Origin of the sequence: Cryptosporangium minutisporangium, assembly GCF_039536245.1 — a bacterium.
GTDB lineage: Bacteria > Actinomycetota > Actinomycetes > Mycobacteriales > Cryptosporangiaceae > Cryptosporangium > Cryptosporangium minutisporangium.
This window is the reverse complement of record NZ_BAAAYN010000064.1, coordinates 17,033-39,848: the sequence shown is the minus strand read 5'-3', so window position 1 is coordinate 39,848 and position 22,816 is coordinate 17,033. Positions and strand designations below refer to the sequence as shown.

Below are 22,816 nucleotides of genomic sequence, written 5' to 3'. Positions count from 1 at the left end.
GCAGTCGAGCGCGCCGACGCCGTGGCCTCAGGGTTTTCCGCCATAAGGAGGCGCGCTCGCCTGTCAGCGCCGTTCTGGGCGGGCCGTGCACTATCCGGGGACGGTGGCTAGGTAGTAGACGGCTGCCGCACGGATCCAGTGGCGGCCGGGCGAGCCGTAGGGGTCGAGGGTGTGTCGGGCCGGATCGGGCAGCGCCCGGTGACCGATGATCCACGCGTCGTGGCCGGTGGAGAGCCGCGCCCTGAGCGTGTTCATCATGTAGTCCTCGGGGTCCTGCCGCGTCAGCGGACCGACCTCCGCGAGATTCGCTTCCAGGGTCTTCTCGCACATCTTCTCGTCGAGCACGAAGAAGAGGTCGTTGATCGCCAAGCGCACCCGCATGAAACGTAAGAATACGGCATATAACCCCTTTTAGCCCCCGCCCAGTCCCGCTGACCTCGGCGCTGCCCCCAGGTGCCACTGGCCGCACGGCACTGGAATGATGCAGCGGGACCCGAGGAGAACGATGGCGCCGGAAAACCCTCCAGCTACCGGCCCGACGCCGGACGATCTGACCACCGAACCGACCGTTGCCGCCGCGCTGGCTCGTGCCGCCGCGGCCGCGAAGCGTGCCGACGGTGGCCAGCCGCCCAGCCGCCAGCGCGGTAAGAACCGCCACCGCGGTCGCACGTCCACGACGCCGACCGTGCCGCTGCTCGGAGGTTCCCCGGTGCCCCCGCCGTTCTCGCAGAATCCGGTGTCGGGCTCGTTACCCGTCCCCGACCCGGGCGCGCCGACGTCACCGCCGCTCCCACCACCCCCGGCGGTCTGGCCGCCGACGGCGGTGGCCTACCCCGCCACGGCAGCGCTGCCGCAGGCTCCCGCGCCGCCGCGCCGCGCCGGAATCCCCGACCCGCCGTCGGTGCCCCCGGCACCCACCCCGTCCTCGGCCGACGCCCCGACCGTCGCTGCTGTCCCGCCGCCCTTCACTGCAGCCCCGCCGCCCGGTGACGCCACGTCGCCCGCCGCCCCGTCGCCCGCTGCACCGTCGCCTGCTACCCCGTCGCCCGCTGCACCGTCGCCCGCTGCACCATCGCCTGCTGCACCGTCGCCCGCTGCACCGTCGCCCGGTGAAGCCCAGTCGCTCGCTGCGCCGGCGGCAGCCGCCGCGGCTCCGACCGCCGCGTTCGCCCGGCCGGACGTTTCCTCTCCCCGTCCAGGCGACGCTGCGGAGCCGGCCCCGGAGGCATCACCGGGGCCGGCTCCGGCCGAGACGATGGACTTCCCGGTCTTCGAGGGTGCCCCGCAGGTGGCCGGCCCGCAGAGCAAGTGGGCGCTGGCCGCCGGAGGTCGCACCAGCGGTCGCCACGCCGCCGCCCTCGACGACCGGACCGCGAAGCGCAACGCCCGCTCGAAGCTGGTTCTGCTCGGCGGCGCGCTGATGGCGGTGCTGATCCTCGGCTTCGTCCTGGCGCTGCCCGCCCTGACCGGTGGCTCCACGGACGAGGGCAGTGTGCAGCCGTCCCCAGCCGCCGCCACGCCGAGCGCCGCCCCCACGTCCGCGAGCCCTTCGCCGGTCCGGCCGAGCGCGTCCGCGGCCGCCGGCGAGTACCAGGAGCCGTACTACCCTCCGGCACCCGAGCCGACCGAGACCGCCGACCCGGACGAGGACGGCTGGGACGACGGCGACGACGACTGGCCGGAGGACACCGAAGGCTGGGACGAGGAGGACTGGTGGGAGTGGTGGGAGGAGAACCGCTAAGACTGCGGGGCCAGTGACTCGTCCCGCGCGGTGTGCTGCATTCGGTCCGGCGTCGCCAGCAGCTGGGTGAGCTGCCGCGCCGGCATCGGCTTCGCGAACAGGAATCCCTGCGCGTGGCCGCACCGCAGGTCACGCAGTCGGTCGGCCTGCGAGACGCCCTCGACCCCTTCGGCGACCGGACGGAGCCCGAGCGTCTCGGCCAGACCGAGGATGGCCCTGGTCACAGCCTCGTCGGTCGCGTTCCCGTCCAGGTCACGGACGAACGACCGGTCGATCTTGATCGCGTGGATCGGCAGCGTCCGCAGGTAGGTCAGCGACGAGTAACCGGTGCCGAAGTCGTCCAGCGCGATCCGCACACCGAGGTCGGACAGCTCGCGCAGGGTCCGCGCGGCCAACGCCAGGTCGGCGACGAGAGAGGTCTCGGTGACCTCCAGCATCAGCGCGCCGGCCGGTACGTCGGCCTCGGCGAGTGCGGCCGCCACCTCGTCGGCGAGGCCCGCGTCCACCAGATGCGCGGCGCAGACGTTGACGCTGACGACGAAGTCCTGCCGCATCTCGCGCCAGATCTTGACCTGGTGGCAGGCGGATCGCAGCACGAACCCGTCGAGCGCGGACAGCAGCCCGGCGGACTCGGCGGCCTCCAGGAACGCGCCCGGGCCGAGCAAGCCCCGGGTGGGGTGCCGCCACCGCACGAGCGCCTCGACCGCCGTGACCCGCTCGGACGCCAGCTCGACGATCGGTTGGTAATGCACTTCGAACTGGCCGGCGTCGAGCGCGGTGCGGAGCTCCTCCTCCAGTTGCAGCCGACCGAGCGAGGAGCTGGACAACTCCTGGTCGGCGACGCGGTACCGGTTCTTACCGGTCTCCTTCGCCTCGTACAGCGCCAGGTCGGCGTCGCGGAGGAGCAGTTCGGCGGTCGACCGGTCGTCGGCCAGCGCGATGCCGACGCTCGCCCGTACCGCGACCGGGTTGCCGTCGCCGACCGAGACCGGCTGGCTGACCCGCTCCAGGATCACGGTGGCCACCGCCACGGCGTCCGCTTCGCCGGCCGCGCCGGGTAGCAGCACCGCGAACTCGTCGCCGCCTAGGCGGGCAACCGTGTCCGTGGCGCGCACCGCACCCCGCAACCGTCCGGCGACCGCGACCAGCAGCTGATCACCGGCGGCGTGACCACGCGTGTCGTTGACCGCCTTGAAGCCGTCGAGGTCCACCAGCAGCAGCGCCGGCCGCGGCCGGTCGGACGCGAGCGCCTCGGCCAGCCGGTCGCTGAACAGCGTCCGGTTCGCCAGTCCGGTGAGCGGGTCGTGGTACGCCTGGTGGGCGAGCCGAGCGCGCTGCGCCCCCAACTCGTTGCTGAGCGACGTCGTCATCCGCAGTGACAGGAACTGGCGCGCGAGGATCGCGATCACGACTCCCATGCCGTGCCAGACCACCACGGTGTCCATCCGGCCGTACTGGAGCTGTTCCCGCATCGCGAACGAGGCCATGACGACGAGCGGCAGGTACGGCAGTGCCTGCGCCGCGAACGTGGTCGGCCCGCGGTCGCGGCCGCCGCCCATGGGCATCGGCAGCCCGGCGGACATCGCGACGGTGAGCGCACCGAGCTGGGCCACGACGTGACCCCACGTCCATTCGTCGCCGCGGAGCGCGGTCGCCGTCTCGAACACCAGCGACGTCGCGACCAGACCGCCGCCGACGGTGAGCCCGGTGAGCGCGGAACGGCCGGTCAGCTCGCCGTTGACGAGCAGCAGGACCGCGATCGAGACGACCATCACGAGGACCAGGCAGAGCACCGTCACGCTCACCGCGCCGTAGCCCACCTGCCGAGCGGTGGCGTACCACTCCTGCCCCATGAGCAGCCAGATCACGCCGGAGAGCGAGATCGCGATGATCGCCCCGTCGCAGAATAGACGCACCTTGCCGAGCAGGGTCGGTGGAGCCATCGGGAGGACCAGCAGGGCCGCGACCGCGCAGATCGACGGCGGGACCGAACACGCCGCGAGCACGCCGATCTGCAGCTCCGAGGAGGCGCCGAGCCTGGCGACGGCGGTGTGCACCACCAGCCCGACCAGCCAGAGACCCATCGCGGTTGCCCCGAGCAGGCGGCCGGTTCGGCGACGGCCCACCGCACGGCGCCCGGCTCGGAGGTAGCGGACCAACCCCAGGAGGATCAGACCGTCCAGAATGAGATCGTCGATCAGGCCGAACGAGGACCCGAGGGCTCGGGCGACAATCGCGTAAGCGACGACGGCGATCGCTGCCGCTACCCACCCACGCCGCATGCGTCCCCCCGGATGCGAACCTCTCCGCTCCCATCGGCCGCCACCGCCGCCGACTGAGCAGAAGGAGCGACGGCTCGGCCGAGAAGAGGTCAGGCCACCGAGTCGGCGCGATGGGGGCCGGGGAGGAGGAGCGCGAACTCGTCCGCGGATACCGCAGCGCCGAACGTCGCCAGGCCCGCACCGCACTCCCGAAGGCGCGCGCGGGAGCCGACGCCGGTCACCACCGGGCGCATCCCGAGCGCCTCCACCAGGGCGAAGACCGCGCGGATCAGCACCGGGTCGCCAGCGAGCGAACGGTGCAGTAGCGCCGTCCGCAGCGGCAGTGTCCGCAGGGAGTGGAGCTCGGTGGGCCCTGCGCCGATGTCGGCTACCGCGAGGTTGACGCCCAGCCCGGCCAGCGCCCGCAACGGTGGCTCGACCCCTGCGGCGTCGGCCACCAGCGCCGCCGAGGGAACCGCGAGTTCCAGGACGTCCGGCCGGATGCCACCGGCGACCAGGCACCGGGTCACCGCGCCGAGCAGCGCGGCGTCGGCGACGCTGGCGGCGCAGATCGGCACCGTGACGGTCAGGTCCGGCGCACTGTCCGCCCACGCGGCGGCGTCCGCGCACGCGGACTCGAGCACTCGGCGGTCGAGCGCGGTGAGCAGTCCGACGGCGATCGCGGCGTCCTCGAACTCCGCCCGGTCGAGCAGCCCACGCTCGCGGTGGTGCCACCGCAGAACGGCCTCGGCTCCGACGATCCGCTCCGACGCCGACTCGACGACCGGCCGGTAGAGCACCTCGAACTCGTCCTGGCGCACACCGGAGCGCAACTCCTCCTCCAGGCGGTACCGGTCGAGCGACCGCTGCGCGAGTTCGCTGTCGGCGACTCGGTAGCGGTTCTTTCCCTCCTGTTTCGCGCGGTAGAGGGCGAGGTCGGCGTCGCGGAGCACGGCGTCCGCGGACGAGCCGGGCTGTGCGGTGGCCACTCCGACGCTGACGCGCAGCCCGACCGTGGCCTCGCCGAGCGTCACCGGCCGCGCGACCCGGCCGAGGATCGTCTCGGCGACCTCCCGCGGATCCGTCGACGTGTCGGTGCCGGGGACCAGGACCGCGAACTCGTCGCCGCCCATCCTGGCGACGGTGTCCGCGCTGCCGACCGACGCCCGCAGCCGCCGCGCCACCGTGACCAGCAACTGGTCACCGGCGGCGTGCCCGCGCGAGTCGTTCACCGCCTTGAACCCGTCCAGGTCGACCAGCAGCACCGACGGTGCCCGCCCCGCCGCCAGCGCCGCGTCGAGACGCTCGGCGAACAGCGTTCGATTCGCCAGCCCGGTCAGGGGGTCGTGGAACGCCTGGTAGGCCAGTTGCGCCCGCTGGCGGGTCAGCTCCGCGGCCAGCCGGGCGTTCCGCTGCAGCGAGAGGAACTGCCGGGTCAGCACCGCGACCGCGAGCGTGAACAGCATTCCGGTCAGCACCGGGTTGATCTCGCGCACCAGCGCCTGGTGCACCGCGGCGATCAGGGCCAGCGCCAGCAGCACCAGGTACGGCAGCGCCTGTGCCAGCGTCGTCGGGTAGTCCCAGGACGCGCGGCGGACGAACGTCGGCATCGGCAACAGCGCCGCCCGGCCGATCAGCGCGGTCCCCAGGAACAGGGCTCCACCGGCGACGGCCTCCGGCGCCGGGTCACCGGCGAGCGCCGCAAAACCCGCGGCCAGCGCACCGCACGCCATCACCGCGATGCCACCGGCGAACGAGCCCAGCGACGTCGGCCCGTTGTGGCTGCGGCCGAGCATGATCGGCAGTGCCGCCGACAGCAGCACGAGCAACGACCCGGAGAGCGTGATCAGCGCCAGCGCACCGGGTGCGTCCAGGTCGACCGCGGGGTCCACTCCGAACAGTGCGGCCCAGGCGAGGCTGGCCAGCGACAGGCCGACCGCCGCCCCGTCGATGAGCATCCTCGCCGTCGACGAGCGGGTCAGTCGGAGCCCCGGAACCATCAGGAGCGTGACCACCGCACACGCCAGCGCCAGCTGAGCGAAGAACGCGAGCGTGCCCATCCGGACACCCAGCGACGCCCCGACCGCCAGGCCGACTTCGTTACCGGTGAGCGCCAACGCCCAGAAGACCAAGGCGACGACGCTCAGCATCCGCCAACGCCGCTGGGCGCCGGTCAGCTCACGGGCCCGTCGCGCGAAATGTCGGGTGGCCCATGCTGTCACCAGGAGTAACCCGATGCTCTCGACGTGCACCGCGCCGGTGGGCAGCAACACGAGCGCGACCTGAAAGGCCACGCTGAGGACGACCACCCCGGTGAGCCAGCCGCGACGCATCGCTCTCCCCGTCCTCCGTGCCGACCGGGTGGCAGTCCGGTCGAGAACGTCTGACGACAGTTGAATCGCGACTCTATGGCCGATGAGCCTCGGGAAACACCCCGTTCACGTTCGTATGCCCCAGCCACCCCGCGCGGCCTCGGGTTTGTTCGATCACTGTGACGTATCTCGCAGCTACGCTCCGAGGTTGGTGAGCGCCGAGTCGGCGCGGGGGCGGCTAGGCCGCGTTTCAAAGGTTCAGGCCGCCGTGGGCGCGGTCCAGGCGGCGGTCCGGCAAGGCGGAGGTTCGTCCGGATGCCGTTTTTGTCTCCGGACGGGCCGACAACGCCGCCAGTCGTCGTCTGGGCCTCGGCCACGGCGGGTTGCTGGCCTTTGAAACACGGCCTAGCTCCGCTACGAGGTCGGCGGTTCGTCCTTGCCGGCCTCTTCCAGCGCGTCGGCTTCTTCCTTCGTCTTGTGCACGGCACCCTCGGCGTGCTCCGGCGGCCCGTAGACCGTGTAGAGCACCAGCGGGTTCGGCCCGGTGTTGACGAAGTTGTGCTTGCGGCCGGCGGGAACGACGACGAGGTCACCCTGGGCGACCTTCCGGGTCTGGCCGGAGACGCACGCCTCTCCCACGCCGCTCACGAACGTGAGGATCTGATCGGTGTCCGGGTGGACCTCCTCGCCGATCTCCCCGCCCGGCGGAATGGTCATGATGACGAGTTGGCTGTGTTCGCCGGTCCACAGCACCCGGCGGAAGTCGGGGCTCTTTTCGGCGACGGTGGCGATCGTGAAGTGCTCCATGCGCCAACTGCTTCCCACGGAACGCGGGTACTACACGAAGAGCGGTCCACCCGGTGGAACGGCAGGCGTGACTCCTGCCCCACCTGGGCGTACTTCTGACGAAGAGTGCGTCCGAATACCGGAAACACCTCTGGACACCTTTCCCGCGTGTCCGGTGGCATGCGCCTACGACTCACCGCTCGACCGTCGAAGGAGATGGACACCATGGGTCTGCTGGACAGTGCGGTCTGGGAAGGCAAGATCTACCTCGACGGGTGGATGGCCGGTGACGCGGACCCGGCGCCCTCCGTGGAGCCGGCGACCGGCAAGGAGCTCGCCCTGGTCGGCCGTGCGTCGCCTGCCGACGTCCGGCGGGCTGCCGCTTCGGCCGTCGAGGCCCAGAAGACCTGGGCCGCGCTGCCGTACGTCGAGCGGGCCGCCGTCCTGCGACGGGCCGGTGACCTCTTCACTGCGCACGCCGAGGAGATCCACGGCTGGCTGATCCGCGAGGGGGGTGCGATCCCCGGACGGGCCGCGTTCGAGACCGACACCGCCGCGCAGGAGTGTTACGAGGCGGCTGCGCTGGCCTCGGCACCGTACGGCGAGATCCTCCGCTCGGCGCTGCCCCGGTTCAGCATGGCCCGACAGCTGCCGGTGGGCGTCGTCGGTGTGATCGCGCCGTTCAACGTCCCGATCATCCTGGCGATCCGGGCGATCGCTCCGGCGCTGGCACTCGGCAACGCGGTCGTGTTCAAGCCGGACCCGCGAACGGCGGTCTGTGGCGGCGTCACGATCGTGCGGGTGCTCGAGGAGGCCGGGCTGCCGTCCGGGTTGCTGTCCTACCTGCCGGGCGGTGTGGACGTCGGCGAGGCGGTGATCACCGACCCGGCGACGCGAGTGATCGCGTTCACCGGGTCGACGAAGGCCGGGCGCCGGATCGGCGAGCTCGCCGGGAAGCATCTCAAGCGCGCCCACCTGGAGCTGGGCGGCAACTCGGCGATGATCGTGCTGGACGACGTCGACCCGGCCGAGGTGGTCTCCGCAGCGGCGTGGGGATCGTTCTTCAACCAGGGCCAGATCTGCATGACGACCGGGCGGCACCTGGTCGCGGCCGGCGTCGCCGACGACTACATCGCCGCGCTCGCCGAACGGGCGAACAACCTGCCGGTCGGCGACCCGGCCACCGCGCAGGTCGCACTCGGCCCGGTGATCGACGCCCAGCAGCGCGACAACATCCACGCGCGAGTGACCGCGAGCGTCGAGCAAGGGGCGCGGCTCGCGGCCGGGGGCACGTACGAGGGGCTGTTCTACCGGCCGACCGTGCTCGCCGACGTCCCGACGACGGCGCCGGCCTGGGCCGAAGAGGTGTTCGGGCCGGTGGCACCGGTGCACCGGTTCTCGACCGTCGAGGAGGCGTTGGCGCTGGCCGCGGACACGCCGTACGGGCTGTCGCTGGGAATCATGACGAAGGACGTCGCCCGGGCGCTGGAGATCGCGGAGCAGCTGCCGAGCGGATTGGTGCACATCAACGACCAGACGGTGAACGACGAGGCGGTCATCCCGTTCGGCGGTGTCGGCGAGTCCGGCACGGGCTCCCGCCACGGCGGCGCCCGCGCCAACCTGGAGGCGTTCACCGAAACCCAGTGGATCACCCTCCGCTCGACCCCGGCCCAGTACCCCTTCTGACCGAGGCGGTGTGCGCTTGGGCGAGCCATAGGTGGCCTAAGTGCACACCGCTTCGGCGGATCGCCCCCTACTGGACAGTAGGGATGTGGCAGGGTGGCCCGGTGACTACTGAGCGGCGACTACTGGCCGGTTGGGGCTCCACCGCCCCGACCGCAGCGGACGTGATGTCTCCCGCGTCTCTCGACGAGGTGGTCAAGGCAGTCGGCGACGCCCCGGCCAGGGGCGTCCTCCCCCGAGGCCTGGGCCGCAGCTACGGCGACGCGGCTCAGAATGCCGGCGGCCTCGTCGTCGACCTCACCGGCTGTACCCGGGTGCGCCGGTTCGACGTCGAGGCCGGTGTCATCGACGTCGAGGCCGGACTGAGCCTGCACACGCTGATGCGTCAGGTGCTGCCGTTCGGGTGGTTCGTCCCGGTCACCCCCGGCACCCGGTACGTGACCGTCGGCGGCGCGATCGGCGCCGACATCCACGGGAAGAACCACCACGTGGAGGGCACGTTCGCCCAGCACGTACGGAGTATCGACCTGCTGCTCGCCTCGGGCGAGGTCCGCACCGTGACGCCCGACGACGACCCGGACGTGTTCTGGGCGACCGCGGGCGGCATGGGCCTGACCGGGATCGTGCTCGCCGCCACGATCCAGCTGCTGCCGGTCGAGACCAGCTTGATGTCGGTGGACACCGAGCGAGCCGCCAATCTCGACGCGTTGCTCGACCGCCTCGCGACCACCGACGACCGGTACCGCTACTCGGTCGCCTGGATCGACCTGCTGGCCCGTGGCGCCCGGATGGGTCGCTCGGTGATCACCCGCGGGGACCACGCGCGGCTCGACCAGCTCCCACGCCGGAAGCGCGTGGAGCCGTTCGCGTTCAGCCCGCACCCGCTGGCGTCGATGCCGGCCGGCATCGTCCCGCCAGGGCTGCTGAACAAAGCGACGGTCGCCGCGTTCAACGAGCTCTGGTACCGCAAAGCCCCGGCCGACAAGCGCGGCCAGCTGCAGAGCATCGCCGCGTTCTTCCACCCGCTCGACCTGGTCGACCGCTGGAACCGGATCTACGGCCGCCCCGGCCTGGTGCAGTACCAGTTCACGGTCCCGTACGGCGCGGAGGACGTCGTCCGGACCGCCGTCGACCGGCTGAGCGCCGCCGGCTCCCCCGCGTTCCTCGCCGTGCTCAAGCGGTTCGGAGCCGGGAACCCGGGCCCGCTCTCGTTCCCCAGTCCCGGCTGGACGCTCGCGCTCGACCTGCCGACGAACATGTCCGGCTTGGCGCGGCTGCTGGACGACCTGGACGAGCTGGTCGTCGGTGCCGGGGGCCGGATCTACCTGGCGAAGGACTCACGGCTGCGGCCGGAACTGCTACCCGCGATGTACCCCCGGCTGGACGAGTGGCGAGACGTCCGCTCCCGGCTCGACCCGGCGGGTACTTTCGCGTCCGATCTGTCGAGGAGGCTGGACCTGTGATCAACGCCCTGGGCTCGCCGCAGTCCCTGCTGCTGCTCGGTGGTACCTCGGAGATCGGGTTGGCGCTCGCGCACAAGCTGATCGCCGACCGCTGCCGCCGAGTCGTGCTGGCCGGCCGCCCGTCGCACCGGCTGGACGAGGCCGCCGACGAACTGCGGGCCGCCGGTGCGCAGGTCGACGTCGTCCCGTTCGATGCCGAGGACGCCGACTCCCACCCGACCGTGGTGGAGAAGGCGTTCGTCGAGGACATCGACCTCGCCGTCGTCGCGTTCGGCGTCCTGGGAGACCAGTCCGAGGCGGAGCGCAGTGGAACCCACGCGGTCAAGATCGCGGCGACGAACTACGTCGGCGCGCTGTCGGTGACCGTGCCGGTCTCGCAGGCCATGCAGCGGCAGGGGCACGGCGCGATCGTCGTGCTCTCCAGCGTCGCCGGCGAGCGCCCCCGGAAGGCGAACTTCGTTTACGGCTCCTCCAAAGCGGGGCTGGATGCGTTCGCGACCGGGTTGGGCGACGCCTTGCAGGGCACCGGCGTCCACGTGCTGGTCGTCCGCCCGGGCTTCGTCCGGACGAAGATGACCGCGCACCTGGAGCCAGCTCCACTCTCGACCACTCCGGAGCAGGTCGCGGACGCGATCGTCCAGGGCCTGCGCCGTCGCAAGGAGACGATCTGGGTGCCCGGAGCGATGCGGTTCGTGATGAGCGCACTGCGTCACGTCCCGCGTCCGCTCTTCCGGAAGCTCCCGGTCTGACGCCCGGCTCCGGCGCGTGCGCCGAACACGACGGGTAATGGCGACGGAGCCCTGAGAAATCAGGCAGAACAACCAAGGCGCACCACGCAATTCGCTTACCATCACGGAACGGCAACGTGGCCCACACGCTGCCCGTACTTCCGGTGTATCCGCTGGGTTCCGGATTCCGACCGCGGTCGGCGGCGAAGGAGTACGAGTGAGGGAGACGGCCACGGCCGCGGGTGCCGAGGGCGGCACGCCGGCCGATCCGGAAGTCACCAGATCGAGCGACGCCGCTGCCGTGACGGAAACGTCCCGTCCCCCCGGCGCCGTCGCACTGGCGCCCGCCGACGCGGACGCTGCGGCCGACGCGGTGGAAGTGACGGAGACCGACGCACCCGGCCCGCCGACGAGCGGGCTACGGCTCGGACGCCGGAGTTGGGCGTTCGCGCAGTCGCTCCGCCCGCGACAGTGGATCAAGAACGTCCTGGTGTTCGCCGCGCCGCTCGCGGCCGGACGGCTCTGGGACCTGTCGGTTCTCGTCGACACGATGGTCGCGCTCGCGGCGTTCGTGGCCGCGTCCGCCGGCGGTTACCTGATCAACGACGCGCGCGACATCGAGCGCGACCGCGCCCACCCGAGCAAGCGCCGTCGGCCGATCGCCCGGGGTGACGTGCCGCTCTCGCTCGCGTACGTGGCCGGCGTCGTGTTGCTGCTGAGCGCGGTCAGCGTCCCGGCGCTCCTGGGCTACGGCGAGCTGGCGATCTGCGTCGGCGTCTACGTGGTCTGCACGACGCTCTACAGCAACTGGCTGAAGCACGAGCCGGTCGTCGACCTGGCGCTGGTCGCCGCGGGGTTCCTGCTGCGATCGATGGCCGGGGGTCTGGCCGCGGACATCCCGCTGTCGCGGTGGTTCCTGATCGTGGCCGCGTTCGGAAGCCTGTTCATGGTGGCCGGCAAGCGGTACTCGGAGATCGTGACGCTCGGCGACGACCAGGGCACGCGTCCGTCGCTGCGTGAGTACTCGGCCAGTTACCTGCGGTTCGTCTGGAGCACCTCGGCGGGCGTGGTGATCGCCGCGTACTGCCTGTGGGCGTTCGAGGTCGCGGACGACCGGGCCGGCGAGACGACGGCGCCGTGGACGTCGCTGTCGATCGCCCCCCTGGTGTTGGGGTTGTTGAAGTACGCCCGGGACATCGACCGCGGGCACACCGGTGAGCCGGAGGAGATCGTGTTACGGGACAAGGTGCTGCTGGCACTCGGTGGAGCGTGGTTGGTGCTGTTCGGGCTGGGTGTGCTGCATGTCTGAGCCGAACTCCGACGTCCCGGGCCAGCGCCGGCCGAGCGACGACTGGGCCGGTCCACGCGAGGAACCGAGCTGGGCGGCGTCCGAGCGCGCCCGCTACGCGCAGGGCCCGCCGATCAGCGAGCCGGCGCCGGAGCCGTGGTGGGAGACGCCGGTCGCGGCCGATGACGTCTCGGCCGGGTCGGCGCCCGAACCGGTCGGTGCGGGCTCCGCCGAGGCGCCCACGCCGCGCCCGTCGTCACGCCCCGCGGCCTCCAGCCCTGCGAAACCCAGCGCTGCAGCGCCCAGCCCCGCGGTATCCGGTCCTTCGGTCACCGGGCCCTCGTCACCCGGCCCCTCGTCACCCGGCCCCTCGTCACCCGGCCCCTCGTCACCCGGCCCCTCGTCACCCGGCCCCTCGTCACCCGGCCCCTCGTCACCCGGCCCCTCGTCACCCGGCCCCTCGTCACCCGGCCCCTCGTCACCCGGCCCTTCGTCGCCCGACCGGGAGTTCCTCCCGCCCGAGGTGCCCCGGCCGCGCGACGCCGGCCCGCGGCCCCCGCGGCCGGAGCCCGCTCCGCGATCCGAGCCCACGCCGCCCCCGACGCCGCCACGAGCGACCTCCGGTGCGCCGGCGACGTCGTCGGCCGCCGAGCCGCCCGCACACGCGGGCGAGGTCAACGGGCTCTCTCCGCTGTCGGTCCGTCCGCCGGGCCCGGCGAAGCCACCCGCGTCCACTGCAGCCCCCACCCGGCAACCGGCCGCGCGGTCCGCGCCTCCCAATGCCTCGCAGCCAACCCCGCCTCCGGCGGCGCGGACCACTCCGGCCCGGGACACGGCTCCCGACACCCGGGCGGCGGCTGCGGCCGACGCCTCGGCGGCACGGACGACCGCGAAGCCGGCCGCTGGCGCCACCCCGTCGGCCACGTCAGCGAGGGCTACCACGATGACCGCGACGGCACCGGCGCCCGCCACCCGAGAGGACGCCGGAACTCCCGCGGACACCCCCGGTCCGTCGGGGAGATTCGTCGACGTCGCCGCGATCACGCTCATCGTCACCGAGCTGCTGATCCGCGCCTGGGCTGCCTGGGGCGGTTACTTCAGCCTCGACGACTTCACGTTCGCCCGGCTGGCCGCCGAGAAGGGCCTCGGCGCCGACCTCCTGATGACGCCGTACAACTCGCACTTCATGCCCGGCGCCTACCTGATGGTCTGGGCCGAGACGACGATCTCCCCGCTGGACTACCGGCTCGCGGCCAGCGTCGACCTGGCGTTGATGGCGGTCAGCTTCATCCTGACGTGGATGCTGATCCGGCGCCTGGCCGGTCCCCGTCTGGTCGCGCTGATCCCGCTGGCGATCGTGCTGATCTCCCCGATCACGCTGCCCGCGACGCTCTGGTGGGCGGTCTCGATCAACCAGCTCGCGATGCTGATCGCGATCCCCGGCGCACTGCTCGCCCAGCTCGCGTACCTCCGCACGGGCAAGGCCCGCTACGCCGCGATCGCGGTGCTCACCGCCGCGCTGGCGCTGCCGTTCTACGAGAAGGCCGCGCTCGTCGTCCCCCTGGTGTTCGTCTTCACGATCATCCTGCAGCCGCACTCGGACCTGCCGGACCGCTTCAAGGCGGCGCTGTTCCGCTACAAGCGGCAGTGGCTGGCGTTCGTTGTCCTCGGCGTGATCTACGCCGGGGTGTACCTGACCCGGCCGCTCGACCGCCGCGGCGACTCGGCGGTCGACCTCGGTGGGCTGCTCGGCAACGCCGCGACGAACTCGGTGCCCGCCGGTCTGCTCGGCGGCCCCTGGTCGTGGAAGGCGATCGGCGCGGTGGACGCCAGCGCGAACCCGCCGATCGCCCTGCGGATCATCTCGGTCGTGATCATCCTCGCGGTGGTCGCGGTGACCGTGTACCGGCGCCCGCTGGCCTGGCAGGCGTGGGTGTTCTTCGGCGGCACGCTGCTGTTCGACGTCCTGGTTCTCGCGGTCGGGCGGCTCCAGCTCGGCTCCGGCGCCGCGATGGAGTACCGCTACTTCACCGATCTGGTGCCGATCGCCGCGGTCGCGCTGACGCTCGCGCTGCTCGGCCCACCAGCATGGGCAGCCAGCTGGCCACAACGGTCGGGTATCGAGTGGCCGCCCGTGGTGGGCGGCACCAAGCTGGCCTTCCCGAACGCGAATGCGCTGGTCCTGCCGCTGGTGGTTGCACTGTTCGTGAGCAGCCTGGTCTCGATCGTGAAGTACAGCAACCGCTGGCACGCCAACCCGGCCAAGGACTACGTGGCGAACGCCGAGCAGTCCATCCGGGCGATGGGGCGCCCGATCGACCTCTACAACGGCGCGGTGCCGGAGAAGGTCGCGTGGGGCGTGCTCAACCCCACCAACTTCCCGTCCCGGCTGATGGCGCCGCTCAACCTCCCGATCAACCCCGACCCCGACGTCAGCGACGATCTGTACGTCCTCGATCCGAGCGGCCAGCTCTCGCGCGCCCGGGTCACGTCGGCGCGCGCCCCCGCGGGCACCACGAAGAACTGCGGCTACCGGGTGAGCGGGAAGCGGTTCCCGATCTTCCTGGACAAGGAATTGTTCAACTGGTGGTGGTACGCGGAGCTGCAGTACACCGCGAAGCAGACCACCACCGCGGTGTTCAATTCGGCGAACACCCGCGGCAAGAAGATCACGTTCGAACAGGGGACGCACACGCTCTGGGTCAAGGTGCAAGGCCCCGCCGCGTGGGTCACGTTCGACAACGTGCCGAAGAGCGCGGGCCTGTGCCTCAGCTCCGTGACCGTGGGCGTCGCGGATCCGGGCGAGCCCGCCACTCCCTGAGCCTCCGGGCGAGCGGACCGCGGATCAGGCCCGTCCTGATCCGCGGTTCGTCCAGCGGGGCGATCAGGCGGTGGCTTGGGCGTCCGCCGGCTGCCGCGCGGCGAGCTCCGACCGGTAGTAGTCGACCTTGCTGCGGATGTGCGCCTGCTGGGCCCGGAGGCGAGCGATCTGCTCCTCGACCGCGCGGTCGTGCTCTTCCAGCACGGCGATCCGCTCGGCGAGCGTCTCGTCGCCGTCGCGGGCGAGCCGGGCGTAGCGTTGCATCTGGGCGATCGGCATGCCGGTATCGCGCAGGCACCGCAAGATGCCCAGCCAGGCGACGTCGTCCTCGGTGAAGATCCGCTGACCGCCCGGCGTCCGGGCGAGCTCGTCGAGCAGGCCGATCTTGTCGTAATAGCGCAGGGTGTCGAGGCTGAACCCGGTCATCTCGGCGACCTGGCTCGGGGAGTAGCGCTGCATTCCTCCAGCCTGCCCCGCGCGGCCCGGGCGCGCTCGTCAATTCGCGCCTTGACCTGGAGTGCACTCCAGCGGGAACGGTAGGAGCCACGGACGGGGCCGCACGATCCCCGCCGGAAAGGAACGACGATGAGCGCGCAGACCGCGCACGACAACACGCCCCAGCTGGTGCTCGGTGCGATGAACTTCGGCACCAAGCAGGACGAGGCCACGTCGTTCGATCTTCTCGACCGCTTCGTCGACGCAGGTGGCGAGTGGATCGATACCGCGAACTGTTACGCGTTCTGGCTGGACCCGAGCCAGGTCGGCGGCCAGTCCGAGGAGCTGCTCGGTCGCTGGTTCGCCCGCCGGCCCGGCGTCCGGGACCGAATCAAGCTCAGCACGAAGATGCGACAGCAACCGACCGTGCCCGGCCGATGGCCGGAGTCGGCCGAGGGCCTGTCTGCACCGGCCATCCGCTCGGCGATCGAGCACAGCCTGCGCCGGCTCCGGACCGATCGCGTCGACCTCTACTGGGCGCACGCGGACGACCGGACCGTGCCGCAGGAGGAGAGCGTCGAGGCGTTCGGGGAGCTCGTGAAGAACGGCCTGGTCGCGCGGCTCGGCGCGTCCAACCACGCGGCCTGGCGGGTCGAGCGGGCGCGGCAGATCGCGGCGAACCGTGGCCTGGCGGGCTACACCGCGCTGCAGCTCCGGTACACCTATCTCCAGGCCCGGCCGAACGCCGTGGTGCCGGACGCCGGGCACCAGCTGGCCAACGACGGCGACCTGGACTACGTCCGCACCGACCCGGAGCTGACGCTCTGGGCGTACACCTCGCAGCTCAGCGGCGCGTACGCGCGGAACGACCGGCCGGTTCCGGAGATCTACCGGCACCCCGGCACGGACCGTCGGCTGGCGGCGCTCGCCGAGGCGGCAGCCGAGACCGGGGCGACGCCGAACCAGCTGGTTCTCGCGTGGCTGCTGGCCGGCGGTGTCTCGCCGATCATCGGGGTCAGCACCCCGGCGCAGCTCGACGAGGCGATGGGCGCGCGGTCGGTCGGGCTCACGTCCGAGCAGTGGAGCCGGATGGACGCGGTGAACTGACGGCCCTACCCGCTCGTGCCCGAGGCCAGCGCACCGTTCGCCGCCGGGTTCGCGTCCGCGGCCGTCCCGACGGGGGTCGTCGTGCCCTCCAGCGGCAGCTGCACCTGGAAGCTCGCGCCCTGACCGGGAGCGGTCTCGACCCGCACCCTGCCGCCGTGCGCCGCCACCAGCGCCGCGACGATCGAGAGCCCGAGCCCGGACCCTCCGTGCGCACGGCCGCGCGCCGGATCCGTCCGGTAGAACCGTTCGAACACCCGCTCGGCCTGGTCCGGGGCGAGGCCGGGGCCGGAGTCGACCACGGCCACGACGGCGTGGGTGCCCTCGACTCCGAGCCGGACCTCCACCGGCGTGCCGGGCGGAGTGTGGATGGTGGCGTTGGACAGCAGGTTGTCCAGCACCTGGCGGAGCCGCGGACCGTCCCCGACCACGGTCAGCGGCACGTCGCTGTCGACCCGCAGCGAGATGGGATGCGTGGACGTGACGATCCGCGCCCCCTCCACCGCGTCGACGGCGAGCGGCAGCAGGTCGACCGGCCGGAGCTCGATCGGACGCTGCTGGTCCAGGCGTGCCAGCAGCATCAGGTCGTCGACGAGCAGCCCCATCCGGAGCGCCTCGGCTTCGATCTTCTCCATCACCCGATCGACGGCGACCCGGTCGTCGGGGACCGCGCCCTGCCGGTACAGCTCGGCGAACCCGCGGATCGAGGTCAGCGGCGTGCGGAGTTCGTGACTCGCGTCCGCGACGAAGCGGCGCATGCGCTCCTCGGACGCCCGGGCACTCGCCTCGGACGCCTCCCGCGCGGCGAACGCCGTCTCGATCTGTTCGAGCATCGAGTTCAGCGCCTTCGCCAGGCGTCCGACCTCGGTGCGTTCAGCCCCTGGTCGGACGCGCTGGCCCATGTCGCCGTCGGCGATGGCGGCGGCGATCGTCTCCACCTCGCGGAGCCGGCGGAGACTCGACCGCACCATCGCCCAGCCGAGGCCGGCCAGGGCGAACAGCGTCACCGCTCCGGTACCGGCGTCGATCATGATCAGCCGCGTGACGGTGTCGTCGATCTCGTCGAAGCTGATCGCGAGGACGAGCGTGCCCCCGTCCTCCCCGTCGTCGTCGGACAGGTGGCGGACCAGGACGCGCCAGTGGTGGCCGGCGCCGGTGGGCTCGGCGGTGAAGATGTTCTCGTCGAGCCGCTCGACGGTCGCGGCGTCCAAGGTGGGCAGCTCGGGCGGGGTCTGGTTGCTCCCGCTGGGCCGGCTCAGCCGGACGACCGGCTCGTCGTCGGGCGGCTGGTAGCGGAGGAAGATGCTGGTCTCGTCCTCGTCCCTGTCGTTGTTCACGCCCCCGCTCGACGGGTCCGGCGGGTTGTGGCTGTACCGGCCGGCGATGCCCCGGATCTGGTGGTCGAGGCGGTCGATGAGGTACCCGCGCAGCGCGACCGTTCCCGTGATGCCGGTGACGACCAGCGCGATCGAGAGCAGGGTGACCAGCGCCGCGACCAACTTGACGCCGAGCGGCAGCAGGTCGGGTGCCGCCTTCGCAGCGGCCAGCACGCCCTGGACCCTGCCCCGGCCCCGGCTGGTAGCACCCGAGGGCCGTGGCTCACGCCCGGGAGTGCCGGACTCGACGTCGTCGTCGGCGTCCATGGTCAACTCCGTGGCACTCGCAGCGCGTATCCGACACCGCGGATCGTATGGATCAACCGCGGCTGGGTGGTGTCGACTTTCTTGCGTAGGTACGAAACGTACGACTCGACGATGTTCGAGTCGCGCCCGAAGTCGTAATGCCAGACGTGATCGAGGATCGTCGCCTTCGACAGGGCCTTGCCGGGGTTGTCGAGGAAGTACTGGAGGAGACGGAACTCGGTCGGCGACAGCGTCACCTGCTTGCCGGCCTTCCAGACCTCATGGGTCTCCCGGTCGACCTCGATGTCCGCGAACGTCGACCGCGCCGACGTGTCACCGCTCGCCCGCTCGAGGACGGCCACCGGCGCCTCCGCCGTCCGCCGGAGCACCGCGCGGACCCGCGCCAGGACCTCGCCGAGGCTGAACGGCTTGGTGACGTAGTCGTCGGCGCCGAGCGTCAGGCCGCTGATCTTGTCGTCCGTGCCGTCGCGGGCGGTCAGGAACAGAACAGGGATCTTCGCGCCCGTGCCGCGGAGGAGGCGCAGGACCTCGAACCCGTCCATGTCCGGCAGCATCACGTCCAGAACGATCAGATCCGGCGTGAACTCGCTGGTAGCCGCCACGGCCTCCCGTCCGGTGGTCGCGGTCACGACCTCGAAGCCGGCGTAGCTGAGGCTGGTGTCGAGCAACTCGACGATGTTCGGTTCGTCGTCGACGACCAGCAACCGGGCTTCGGGTGCCGCAGCCTGGCGTTCGGCCATGGCGCTCCTCGGGCGGGCGGACGAACTGGCGGGCGCTGGCGGTACGACCGTTCGGGTGGCCAGCCAGTTCATCATTCCACCCTGCCCGGGGTGCGGCTACGAAGCGTGCCTGCCGGGCGCGCTGCGGTCAGCTCAGTTCTCCCGGGTGACGATGCTGATCATCGCGAACAGGCTCCCGGCGAACGCCGTCACCAGAAACACGAAGAGCGACATCCGGACGTCCTGGGCGAACTGGTAGAACGAGCCCGAGAGGACGAGCGCTACCAGCAGAATGCCGGCACCACGAATGGCGGTGGAATATTTGGTCACGCCGTTAACGGTGGCACCTGTTTTGCCTGTTCGTACCACTGGTGAGCGATCCGGAGCGAATCGGGAGGAGCCTCCTAGGCAGCGGTAACAAAACGACCGCCGATCCGGATCGAACTCTGAGGAAAAGCCGTAACACAATTATCGTTCACTCAGCTTTTCAGCTGATCCCAATCTTTCTCCGAACGTTTTCCCCGGTGCGTCTCGAGCCGCCGTGCCGACCGGGGGCCGACGCCGGACGCCGCACCCGAAGGCGACCGAAACCGGCGTGTGAGGATGGGCTCATGAAGTTGCGCGTATTCACTGAACCTCAGCAAGGCGCCGACTACGACACGCTGCTCGCGGTCGCCAAAGCGGCCGAAGACCTCGGGTACGAGGCGTTCTTCCGCTCCGACCACTACGTCGCGATGGGCGACAGCGACGGTCTGCCGGGCCCCACCGACACCTGGATCACCCTCGGCGCGCTCGCCCGCGAGACGTCCCGCATCCGGTTGGGCACGCTCGTGACGTCCGCGACGTTCCGGTACCCGGGGCCGCTGGCGGTCGCGGTGGCGCAGGTCGACCGGATGAGTGGTGGTCGGGTCGAGTTCGGCCTCGGTTCCGGCTGGTTCGAGCAGGAGCACACCGCGTACGGGATCCCGTTCCCGGCGCTGGGCGAGCGGTTCGACCGGTTCACCGAGCAGCTGGAGATCATCACCGGGCTGTGGGAGACGCCGGTCGGCGAGACGTTCTCCTACAGCGGTAAGCACTACCAGCTCGTCGACTCGCCGGCGCTGCCCAAGCCGGCGCAGAGCCCGCGGCCCCCGATCGTCATCGGTGGTCAGGGCAAGAAGCGGACGCCGAATCTGACCGCCCGGTTCGCGGACGAGTTCAACGTGCCGTTCTCGTCGGTCGAGGCCACCGGCGCACAGTTCGACGTCGTCCGGGCGGCCTGCCAGGACGTCGGGCGGGACCCGAAGGACCTGGTGTTCTCGGCGGCGCAGGTCATCTGCTGCGGACGCGACGAGGCGGAGATCGCCCGCCGCGCCGCGGCGATCGGCCGGGACGTCGACGAGCTGCGGGAGAACGGCGCGTGCGGCACCCCGGACCAGGTCGCGGCCAAGCTCCGGCAGTACGCCGACCTCGGCGCCGGGCGGGCGTACCTGCAGTTCCTCGACCTGTCCGACCTCGACCACCTCGCGCTGGTCGCGAACGAGGTCGCGCCGCAGCTCGCCTGACGCGCGGGGCGGGGGCGGGGGGCGGGAAAGTTGGCCGGTTATCGACCTATCCACACCTGCGGATAGGTCGATAACCGGCCACAATTCTGGGTCGGCGGGCTCAGGCGAGCTTTTCCCAGAGACCGAGCCTCTCCCAGAGGAAGGCGAACGACAGTGCCCGCATGAACGCGCGCTGCTCGTTGTTGCTCGCGCCGCCGTGGCCGCCCTCGATGTTCTCGTAGTAGTCGACTGGGTAGCCGAGTTCCTCCACCCGGGCGACGAACTTGCGGGCGTGCCCCGGGTGGACGCGGTCGTCACGGGTGGACGTCGTGACCAGCAACGGCGGGTACAAACGTCCGGCGGCCAGCTGGTGGTACGGGGAGAACGTGCGGATGAACTCCCACTGCGCGGGGTCGTCCGGGTCGCCGTACTCCGCCATCCAGGACGCCCCGGCCAGCAGTTGGTGGTAGCGCCGCATGTCCAGCAGCGGCACTTGGATCACGATCGCCCCGAACAACTCGGGGTAGCGCGTGAACATGTTGCCGGTCAGCAGGCCGCCGTTGCTGCCGCCGCTCACACCGAGCCGTTCCGGCGTCGTGATGCCCCGCGTGACGAGGTCCGCGGCGACCGCGGCGAAGTCCTCGTACGCGCGGTGCCGGTTCTCTTTCAACGCGGCCTGGTGCCAGCGCGGCCCGTACTCGCCGCCGCCGCGGATGTTCGCGACCGCGTACGTGCCGCCCCGCGCCAACCACGCTCGTCCGAGGCCGCCGTCGTACCCCGGCAGCAGCGGGATCTCGAAGCCGCCGTAGCCGTTGAGCAACGTCGGCCTGGCTCCGGAGCTCTCCGGGCTGACCACGAAGTACGGGATCCGCGTTCCGTCCCCCGACGTGGCGAAGTACTGGTTCACCGACATCCCGGTCGGGTCGAACCGGGCCGGCGAGCGCTTGAGCACCTCGGCGGGTTCGTCCACCCCGGCGACCAGCCGGTGCAGTTCCGGCGCCGTGAGGTAACCGTCGACCGCGAGCAGGTACTCGTCGCCGTGGTACCGGTCGGTGGAGAGCACCCGGACGCTGCACCACTCCGGCACCGGCGCGGACGGGCTGCGCGTCCAGCCGGACGGCCCGGGCCGCAGTACCTCCAGCCGCGGTTGGACGTCGACCAGCGAGCTGACCAGCAGGGCGTGTTCGGTCCAGTGGTAGGAGACCAGCGCCGACCGCTCGTCCGGGGCGAACAGCACCTCGAAGTCGCGATCACCGGAGCGGAACCGGTCGAACTCGATCGCGAGCAGCGCGCCCGCCGGGTGCGCCTCCCACTGGGTGCGCAGCTCGACTGTCAGGTAGCCGGCGTGGACGCTGATCTCCGCGTCGTCCGGGACGTCGAGCGGCACCGGGACGTCGTCTACCAGCAGGTACCGCTTCCGGTGGTAGAAGTCGACGCTGCGGGTGAGGAAGTCCAGTCCGGACAGCTGGTCGCGCCAGGCGTGCACCGAGACGTCCGCCTGCTCGCCCTCGAACACCGTGACCGCGTCGTCCAGCGGGGTGCCGCGCCGCCACCGCTTGACCACCCGCGGGTACCCGGAGTCGGTCAGCGAGCCGGGCCCGAAGTCGGTACCGACGTAGAGGGTGTCCCGGTCGACCCAGCCGGTGCTGCTCTTGGCCTCCGGCAGCGTGAACCCGTCCGGAAGGAACTCCCTGGTTGCCGGGTCGAACTCACGGGTGACGTCCGCGTCCGAACCGCCGACCGAGAGCGAGATCAGGCACCGGTCGTACTCGGGGGCGAGGAACGTGGCGCCGTGCCAGACCCAGTTCTGCCCCTCGGCCTCGGCCAACGCGTCGACGTCGAGAATGACGTCCCAGTCGGGTTTGTCGTTGCGGTACTGCTCCAGGGACGTTCGGCGCCACAGCCCGCGGGGGTTGGCGGCGTCCTGCCAGAAGTTGTAGAGGTAGTCACCGCGGCGGACGACGTAGGGGATCCGGGTCTCGGCGTCGAGGACCTCGCGGATCTCGTCCCGGATCTCGGCGAAGCGGGGCGTCTCGGCGTAGGCGGCGAGCGTCCCGGTGTTGTGCTCGCGAGCCCACTCGAGCGGGCCGTCCCCGGTGACGTCCTCCAGCCAGCGGTACGGATCGTCACCATCCGGCGACGTGGCTCTCTCGGCCTCGGTGTCCTGCGGGGTGTCGGTGGAATCCACGATGCCAGTCTGCTCCCCCTGCGAAAGAGGGAAGGGACGCCACGATCGTTGATCGGAGTTACTTTCCTGTCGTTCTGCGTGATCGTTACCGCTGAGTAATGGCACAATCGGCCGGGTGGGT

The 22,816-nt window shown here is 71.4% G+C and carries 18 protein-coding genes; 8 read left to right on the top strand and 10 right to left on the bottom strand.

Annotation, left to right across the window (positions count from 1 at the left end):
- Positions 1 to 90: 90 nt before the first annotated feature.
- Positions 91 to 381, bottom strand: coding sequence for a hypothetical protein (locus tag ABEB28_RS38510; RefSeq protein ID WP_345733244.1), 291 nt, complete (start codon positions 379 to 381; stop codon positions 91 to 93).
- A gap of 124 nt (positions 382 to 505) precedes the next feature.
- On the opposite strand from ABEB28_RS38510, the gene ABEB28_RS38505 reads away from it, so the two are divergent.
- Complete coding sequence (locus tag ABEB28_RS38505) at positions 506 to 1,741, top strand: hypothetical protein (RefSeq protein WP_345733243.1); 1,236 nt, start codon at positions 506 to 508, stop codon at positions 1,739 to 1,741.
- On the opposite strand, the gene ABEB28_RS38500 is transcribed toward ABEB28_RS38505, so the two are convergent.
- The 3 genes from ABEB28_RS38500 to ABEB28_RS38490 all read right to left on the bottom strand — a co-directional run bounded on the left by ABEB28_RS38500 (position 1,738) and on the right by ABEB28_RS38490 (position 7,121).
- Entirely contained in the window at positions 1,738 to 4,023 is a 2,286-nt protein-coding gene (locus ABEB28_RS38500; RefSeq protein WP_345733242.1) for a putative bifunctional diguanylate cyclase/phosphodiesterase, read from the bottom strand. The two genes, ABEB28_RS38505 and ABEB28_RS38500, sit on opposite strands and share 4 nt — an antisense overlap.
- Positions 4,024 to 4,112: 89 nt before the next feature.
- Complete coding sequence (locus ABEB28_RS38495; RefSeq protein ID WP_345733241.1) at positions 4,113 to 6,335, bottom strand: diguanylate cyclase domain-containing protein; 2,223 nt, start codon at positions 6,333 to 6,335, stop codon at positions 4,113 to 4,115.
- Between the two features lie 393 nt (positions 6,336 to 6,728).
- The gene (locus tag ABEB28_RS38490; protein ID WP_345733240.1) at positions 6,729 to 7,121 is read right to left on the bottom strand and encodes a cupin domain-containing protein; all 393 of its coding nucleotides are present in this window, start codon (positions 7,119 to 7,121) and stop codon (positions 6,729 to 6,731) included.
- Positions 7,122 to 7,325: 204 nt separating this feature from the next.
- Between ABEB28_RS38490 and ABEB28_RS38485 the strand changes: the two genes are divergently transcribed.
- From ABEB28_RS38485 to ABEB28_RS38470, 4 genes are all read left to right on the top strand, one after another.
- Positions 7,326 to 8,786: a benzaldehyde dehydrogenase gene (locus tag ABEB28_RS38485; RefSeq protein WP_345733301.1), complete on the top strand. Its 1,461-nt coding sequence runs from the start codon at positions 7,326 to 7,328 to the stop codon at positions 8,784 to 8,786.
- 83 nt (positions 8,787 to 8,869) lie between these two features.
- Positions 8,870 to 10,246, top strand: a complete 1,377-nt coding sequence (gene dprE1 / locus ABEB28_RS38480; RefSeq protein ID WP_376980347.1) for a decaprenylphosphoryl-beta-D-ribose oxidase — start codon at positions 8,870 to 8,872, stop codon at positions 10,244 to 10,246.
- Positions 10,243 to 10,995, top strand: a complete 753-nt coding sequence (gene dprE2, locus ABEB28_RS38475; RefSeq protein WP_345733239.1) for a decaprenylphospho-beta-D-erythro-pentofuranosid-2-ulose 2-reductase — start codon at positions 10,243 to 10,245, stop codon at positions 10,993 to 10,995. The genes dprE1 and dprE2 overlap by 4 nt, the downstream gene beginning before the upstream one ends.
- Positions 10,996 to 11,191: 196 nt before the next feature.
- Positions 11,192 to 12,283, top strand: coding sequence for a decaprenyl-phosphate phosphoribosyltransferase (locus ABEB28_RS38470; RefSeq protein ID WP_345733238.1), 1,092 nt, complete (start codon positions 11,192 to 11,194; stop codon positions 12,281 to 12,283).
- Positions 12,284 to 12,376: 93 nt separating this feature from the next.
- Here ABEB28_RS38470 and ABEB28_RS38465 read toward each other — a convergent pair whose 3' ends face one another.
- Entirely contained in the window at positions 12,377 to 13,186 is an 810-nt protein-coding gene (locus ABEB28_RS38465) for a hypothetical protein (RefSeq protein ID WP_345733237.1), read from the bottom strand.
- 19 nt (positions 13,187 to 13,205) lie between these two features.
- On the opposite strand from ABEB28_RS38465, the gene ABEB28_RS38460 reads away from it, so the two are divergent.
- Positions 13,206 to 15,083 carry a hypothetical protein gene (locus ABEB28_RS38460; protein ID WP_345733236.1) on the top strand — a complete coding sequence of 626 codons (1,878 nt, stop codon included), beginning with the start codon at positions 13,206 to 13,208 and terminating at the stop codon, positions 15,081 to 15,083.
- A 63-nt stretch (positions 15,084 to 15,146) separates the two neighbouring features.
- On the opposite strand, the gene ABEB28_RS38455 is transcribed toward ABEB28_RS38460, so the two are convergent.
- Positions 15,147 to 15,542: a MerR family transcriptional regulator gene (locus tag ABEB28_RS38455; protein ID WP_345733235.1), complete on the bottom strand. Its 396-nt coding sequence runs from the start codon at positions 15,540 to 15,542 to the stop codon at positions 15,147 to 15,149.
- 126 nt (positions 15,543 to 15,668) lie between these two features.
- Between ABEB28_RS38455 and ABEB28_RS38450 the strand changes: the two genes are divergently transcribed.
- Positions 15,669 to 16,625, top strand: coding sequence for an aldo/keto reductase (locus tag ABEB28_RS38450; RefSeq protein WP_345733234.1), 957 nt, complete (start codon positions 15,669 to 15,671; stop codon positions 16,623 to 16,625).
- Between the two features lie 5 nt (positions 16,626 to 16,630).
- Here ABEB28_RS38450 and ABEB28_RS38445 read toward each other — a convergent pair whose 3' ends face one another.
- The 3 genes from ABEB28_RS38445 to ABEB28_RS38435 all read right to left on the bottom strand — a co-directional run bounded on the left by ABEB28_RS38445 (position 16,631) and on the right by ABEB28_RS38435 (position 19,314).
- On the bottom strand, positions 16,631 to 18,265 hold the full coding sequence (locus ABEB28_RS38445; protein WP_345733233.1) for a sensor histidine kinase: 1,635 nt from the start codon (positions 18,263 to 18,265) through the stop codon (positions 16,631 to 16,633).
- 2 nt (positions 18,266 to 18,267) lie between these two features.
- On the bottom strand, positions 18,268 to 19,005 hold the full coding sequence (locus ABEB28_RS38440; protein ID WP_345733232.1) for a response regulator transcription factor: 738 nt from the start codon (positions 19,003 to 19,005) through the stop codon (positions 18,268 to 18,270).
- Positions 19,006 to 19,137: 132 nt separating this feature from the next.
- A complete protein-coding gene (locus ABEB28_RS38435; protein WP_345733231.1) occupies positions 19,138 to 19,314 on the bottom strand; it encodes a hypothetical protein in 177 nt (58 codons plus the stop codon).
- Between the two features lie 281 nt (positions 19,315 to 19,595).
- Here ABEB28_RS38435 and ABEB28_RS38430 point away from each other — a divergent pair, with 281 nt between their 5' ends.
- Positions 19,596 to 20,528, top strand: coding sequence for an LLM class F420-dependent oxidoreductase (locus ABEB28_RS38430; RefSeq protein WP_345733230.1), 933 nt, complete (start codon positions 19,596 to 19,598; stop codon positions 20,526 to 20,528).
- Between the two features lie 100 nt (positions 20,529 to 20,628).
- Here the strand turns inward: ABEB28_RS38430 and ABEB28_RS38425 are convergent, their stop codons facing one another.
- Positions 20,629 to 22,695 carry a prolyl oligopeptidase family serine peptidase gene (locus ABEB28_RS38425; RefSeq protein WP_345733229.1) on the bottom strand — a complete coding sequence of 689 codons (2,067 nt, stop codon included), beginning with the start codon at positions 22,693 to 22,695 and terminating at the stop codon, positions 20,629 to 20,631.
- Positions 22,696 to 22,816 lie beyond the last annotated feature (121 nt).